Source organism: Rhizobacter sp. P3_B12, from assembly GCF_056402895.1.
On the sequence record NZ_JBFUGN010000333.1, the window covers coordinates 1 to 5923 of the forward strand.

4 protein-coding genes are annotated in these 5923 nt (G+C 70.0%); all 4 read right to left on the reverse strand.

Annotated elements, in window-relative coordinates; genetic code table 11:
* The coding region (locus AC1D01_RS17600; RefSeq protein ID WP_477868471.1) for an L-serine ammonia-lyase at positions 1-1381 on the reverse strand (1381 nt) is incomplete at its 3' end.
* A gap of 22 nt (positions 1382-1403) precedes the next feature.
* Positions 1404-4304, reverse strand: coding sequence for an aminomethyl-transferring glycine dehydrogenase (gene gcvP, locus AC1D01_RS17605; protein ID WP_477868473.1), 2901 nt, complete (start codon positions 4302-4304; stop codon positions 1404-1406).
* Between the two features lie 70 nt (positions 4305-4374).
* Entirely contained in the window at positions 4375-4749 is a 375-nt protein-coding gene (gene gcvH, locus AC1D01_RS17610; protein WP_477868475.1) for a glycine cleavage system protein GcvH, read from the reverse strand.
* A 42-nt stretch (positions 4750-4791) separates the two neighbouring features.
* Positions 4792-5919 carry a glycine cleavage system aminomethyltransferase GcvT gene (gene gcvT, locus AC1D01_RS17615; RefSeq protein WP_477868477.1) on the reverse strand — a complete coding sequence of 376 codons (1128 nt, stop codon included), beginning with the start codon at positions 5917-5919 and terminating at the stop codon, positions 4792-4794.
* Positions 5920-5923 lie beyond the last annotated feature (4 nt).

The window sequence follows — 5923 nt, forward strand, 5'->3', positions numbered from 1 at the left end:
CGATGTTCACCGCCAACCCGCCGCGCGCCGTTTCCTTGTACTTCGTCATCATGTCCGCGCCGGTGTCGCGCATCGTCTTGATGACCTTGTCGAGGCTCACGTGGTGCGTGCCGTCGCCGCGCATCGCCATGCGCGCCGCGTTGATCGCCTTCACCGATGCGATCGCGTTGCGTTCGATGCACGGGATCTGCACCAGCCCGCCGACCGGGTCGCAAGTGAGACCCAGGTGGTGCTCCATGCCGATCTCGGCCGCGTTCTCCACCTGCTCCGGCGTGCCGCCCAGCACCGCGCACAGCGCGCCAGCGGCCATCGAGCACGCGACGCCGACCTCGCCCTGGCAGCCCACCTCGGCGCCGCTGATCGACGCGTTCTCCTTGTAGAGGATGCCGATCGCCGCCGCCGTCAGCAGGAAGTCGATGATGCCGGCCGGCGTGGCCCCCGCGACGAAGCGCGCGTAGTAGTGCAGCACCGCCGGCACGATGCCGGCCGCACCGTTGGTCGGCGCCGTCACGACGCGCCCGCCGGCCGCGTTCTCTTCATTCACCGCGAGCGCGTACAGGTTCACCCAATCGAGCACCTGCAGCGGGTCGCGCAGCGCCGCCTCGGGGTTCGACGACAGCTGCCGGTGCAGGTCGGCCGCGCGCCGCCGCACCTTGAAGCCGCCGGGCAGCACGCCGTCGGTGCGCGAGCCGCGCGCCACGCAGTCCTGCATCACCTGCCAGATGTGCAACAGGCCGGCGTCGATCTCGTCGTCGGTGCGCCAGTGCCGTTCGTTGCGCCGCATGATCTGCGCGATGCTGCAGCGCTCGCGCGCGGCGATCGTCAGCAGGTCGGCGCCCGAATGGAAGGGCAGCGGCAGCACCGTGGTGTCCGGCGCCAGCACCTTCTGCTTGCTGCCGTCGGCCGCCAGCTCTTCGCTGACGACAAAGCCGCCGCCCACCGAGTAGTAGGTGCGCGCCGCGAGTTCGCCACCCTCGGTGTCGTACGCGACGAAGCGCATGCCGTTGGCGTGGAAGGGCAGCGTCTGCCGGCGGAAGAAGACCAGGTCGGTCTTCTCGTTGAACGTGATCGCGTGCTCGCCCAGCAGCTGCAGCTGCTTGCCGCTGCGAATGGCGTCGAGGTGGGCCGGGATCGCATCGGGATCGACGCGGTCCGGCTCGTGCCCCGCGAGCCCGAGCAGCACCGCCTTGTCGCTGCCATGCCCCTTGCCGGTCGCGCCGAGCGAGCCGTACAGCTCGGCCAGCACGCGTGCCTCACGGGGCAGCAGGCCGTCGTGCTGCAGGCGCAGCGCGAACAGCCGCGCTGCGCGCATCGGCCCCACCGTGTGCGAGCTCGATGGGCCGATGCCGATCTTGAACAGGTCGAAGACCGATACGGCCATGGCGCGCTTTCAGGTGGGGGGATCAGCTGTAGTCGGACAGCGGGGGGCAGCTGCAGAACAGGTTGCGATCGCCGTAGACGTTGTCCACGCGACCCACCGGCGACCAGTACTTCTGCTTCTTCAGGCTCTTGAGCGGGAAGGCCGCTTCCTCGCGCGAATACGCATGCGGCCACTCCGCCTTCATCAGCGCGCCGGTGGTGTGCGGCGCGGCCTTCAGCGGGTTGTCGTCCTGCGGCCACTGCCCCTGCTCGACCTTGCGGATCTCCTCGCGGATCGCGATCATCGCGTCGCAGAAGCGGTCCAGCTCGACCAGCGGTTCGCTCTCGGTCGGCTCCACCATCAGCGTGCCGGCCACCGGGAAGCTCAGCGTCGGCGCATGGAAGCCGTAGTCGATCAGGCGCTTCGCGACATCCTCGGCGCTGACGCCCGAGGTCTCCTTCAGCGGGCGCAGGTCGAGAATGCACTCGTGCGCCACGCCGCCGCCCTTCACGCCGGCGATGTTGCCGCTGTAATGGATGTCGTAGTGGTCGGCCAGGCGTGCGGCCACGTAGTTGGCGCTGAGGATCGCCGTCTCGGTCGCGGCCTGCAGGCCTTCCGAGCCCATCATGCGCACGTACATCCAGCTGATCGGCAGCACGGCCGCATTGCCCAACGGTGCGGCCGAGACCGCGCCCACCTGGGAGTCGGTGCCGATGCCCGCCGCGCGGTGCGCCGGCAGGAAAGGCACCAGGTCGGCCGCCACGCACACCGGGCCGACGCCCGGCCCGCCGCCGCCGTGCGGGATGCAGAAGGTCTTGTGCAGGTTCAGGTGGCTCACATCGCCGCCGAACTCACCCGGCGCGGCGATGCCGACCAGCGCGTTCATGTTGGCGCCGTCCACGTACACCCGCCCGCCGTGCTCGTGCACCAGTGCGCACAGCTCCTTCACGCGCGTCTCGAACACGCCGTAGGTGGAAGGGTAGGTGATCATCACGCAGGCGAGGTTCGCGCTGTGCTGCTCGCACTTGGCCTTCAGGTCGGCGAGGTCGACGTTGCCGTCGGCATCGCACTTCGTGACCACCACCTGCAGCCCCACCATCTGCGCGCTGGCCGGGTTGGTGCCGTGCGCCGATTCGGGGATCAGGCAGATGTTGCGGTGGCCCTCGCCACGCGACTTGTGGAAGGCCTTGATCACCAGCAGCCCGGCGTACTCGCCCTGCGAGCCGGCATTGGGCTGCAGGCTGATGCCGGCATAGCCGGTGGCCTGGCACAGCCAGTCGCGCAGCTGCTGGTCGAGCAGCGCGTAGCCGGCCAGCTGGTCAAGCGGTGYGAACGGGTGCACGTTCGCGAACTCCGGCCAGGTGATCGGGATCATCTCGCTGGTCGCGTTCAGCTTCATCGTGCACGAGCCGAGCGGGATCATGCTGCGGTCGAGCGCGAGATCCTTGTCGGACAGGCTGCGGATGTAGCGCAGCATCTCGGTCTCGCTGTGGTGCGTGTTGAACACCGGATGCGACAGGAAGGCGCTGCGGCGCGCCAGCTCGGCCGGCACCAGCGCGGCCACGCCCTTCTCGCTGCGCGCCCACAGCGCGGCGCTGTCGAGCGGGCGGGACGGCACGATGCGCAGCAGCGCGTCGATGTCGCCGCGCGTGGTGGTTTCGTCCAGCGAGATGCCGACGCTCGCGGCCGAGGCGCGGCGCAGGTTGAACCCCGATTCGCGCGCGGCCTGCAGCACGGCCTCGGTGCGGCCGCCGGTCCGCACCTCGAGCGTGTCGAACGCGCTCTCGTGCGCCAGCGTGCAGCCGGCTTCCTTCAGGCCGGCCGCCAGCACAGCGGTGTAGCTGGCGACGCGGCCGGCGATGCGTTTCAGGCCTTGCGGCCCGTGGTACACGGCGTACATGCTCGCGATCACCGCCGGCAGCACCTGCGCGGTGCAGATGTTCGACGTGGCCTTCTCGCGGCGGATGTGCTGCTCGCGCGTCTGCAGCGCGAGGCGGTAGGCCGGGTTGCCGTGCACGTCGACGCTGACGCCGACCAGCCGGCCGGGCATCGAGCGCTTGAACTCGTCCTTGGTCGCCATGTAGGCGGCGTGCGGGCCGCCGTTGCCCATCGGCATGCCGAAGCGCTGCGTGTTGCCGACCGCGATGTCGGCACCCATCTCGCCAGGGGGCGTGATCAGCGTCAGCGCCAGCAGGTCGGCGGCGACGATCGCGAGGCCGCCGGCCGCATGCACCGCGGCGATCACCGGCGCCAGGTCCTGCACGACGCCGTTGACGCCGGGGTACTGGAACAGCGCGCCGAAGGGCTTGTCCTTGGCCGCATCGGCGGCCGGGCCGGTGACGACCGCGAGGCCGAGCGGCTCGGCGCGCGTGCGCACCACCTCGAGCGTCTGCGGCAGCACGTCGTCGGCGACGAAGAAGGTGGTGCTCTTGCTCTTGCCCACGCGCAGCGCGAGCGTCATCGCCTCGGCGGCGGCGGTGGCTTCGTCGAGCATCGACGAGCCGGCGATCGCCAGCCCCGTCAGCTCGCAGACCATGGTCTGGAAGTTGACGAGCGCCTCCATGCGGCCCTGCGAGATCTCGGCCTGGTAGGGCGTGTAGGCGGTGTACCAGGCCGGGTTCTCGAGGATGTTGCGCAGGATGACGCCGGGCGTCAGGGTGCCGTGGTAGCCCTGGCCGATGAAGCTCTTCAGCACCTGGTTGCGCGCGGCGATGCCCTTCAGCTCGGCGAGCGCCTGCGCCTCGGTCAGCGCGGCGGGCAGCTGCATCGGCACCGGGCGGGCAATGGCGCGCGGCACGATCGCGTCGATCAGCGCGCGGCGCGATGCGGCGCCGATGGCAGACAGCATGTGCCGTTCGTCCGCCTCCTCGATCCCGATGTGGCGGGCGACGAATTCGGTGGCGTTCTCGAGGGCGCCCAGGGGYGTGGCGGCGGACATCAACATGGCAGTTCCGTGTGAAGAGAGGGTCGGCAAGGTCGTAGCCCGGATGTCAATCCGGGACTCGCGGCAAGCCTCAGGCGTTCTTGACGAGCTCGTCGTAGGCGGGTTGGTCCATCAACTGGTCGAACTCGCCCATGTCGGTGACGTGCACCTTGAAGAACCAGCCGTTGCCCAGCGGATCGCTGTTGGCGAGCGACGGGTCGGCGCGCAGCGCCTCGTTGACCTCGACGATCTCGCCGGCCACCGGCATGTACAGGTCGGCGGCGGCCTTCACCGATTCGACGACGCCGGCGACCTCGCCCTTCTTGAAGGTGCGGCCGACTTCCGGCAGGTCGACGAAGACCACGTCGCCCAGCGCATCCTGCGCGTGGAGCGTGATGCCGACGGTGGCGGCCTCGTGGTCTTCGATGTTGATCCACTCGTGGTCGGGGGTGTACATGGTCGTCATCGGGGTCTCCTTGGGAACGAGGTCAAAGGGGTTGAAAGGAAATCAGCCACGGAAGTACCGGTGCGGCGAGAACGGCATCGGCGCGACGCGCATCGGCTGCCGCTTGCCGCGCACCTCGGCGAACACCTCGTGGTGCGGCAGCGCGTGGTTGCCGGCGAGGTAGGCCATCGCGATCGGCTGGTTGACGCTGGGCGACAGCGTGCCGCTGGTCACGTGGCCGAGCTTGTGGCCCTGGCCGTCGACGATGGTGGCGCCTTCGCGCACCGGCACGCGCTCGAGGCCGAGCAGGCCGACGCGCTTGTTCGTCGGGCCGTGGGCGAACTGCCCGTCGATCACGCTGGCACCGGGGTAGCCGCCGGCGCGCGCGCCACCGGCGCGGCGCACCTTCTGGATCGCCCAGGTGAGGCCGGCCTCGACCGGCGTGGTCTTCTCGTCGATGTCGTGGCCGTACAGGCACAGGCCGGCTTCCAGGCGCAGCGTGTCGCGCGCGCCGAGGCCGCAGGGCTTGACCTCGGGCTGGGCGAGCAGCGCGCGGGCCAGCGATTCGGCCTGGTCGGCGGCGACCGAGATCTCGAAGCCGTCTTCGCCGGTGTAGCCGGAGCGGGTCACGAAGCAGTCGGCGCCGGCCAGCGTCAGCGCGCGGCCGGTCATGAAGGTGAGGGTGGCGGCATCGGCATTCAGGCGGGCCAGCGCCTTCACGGCCTGCGGGCCCTGCAGCGCGAGCAGCGCGCGCTCGGGCAGCGGCTGCACGGTGCACTTGTGGGCGATGTGGGTCACCAGGTGCTTGATGTCGGCGTCCTTGCAGGCGGCGTTGACGATGACGAGCAGGTCGTTCTCGCGGCGCGTGATCATCAGGTCGTCGAGGATGCCGCCGCTGGTGTTGGTGAAGAAGCCGTAGCGCTGCTTGCCGACGGCGAGGTCGACGATGTCGACGGGCACCAGCGATTCGAGGGCCTTGGCGGCGTCGGGGCCGACCAGGCGGACCTGGCCCATGTGGGAGACGTCGAACAGCGAGGCGGCGCTGCGGCAGTGCTTGTGCTCGGCGATGATGCCGCCGGGGTAGTTCACCGGCATTTCGTAGCCGGCGAAGGGCACCATCTTGGCGCCGAGTTCGAGGTGAAGTGCGTGGAGGGGGGTCTTGAGCAGGGGGCTGTTCGTTGACGAGGACAGCGGT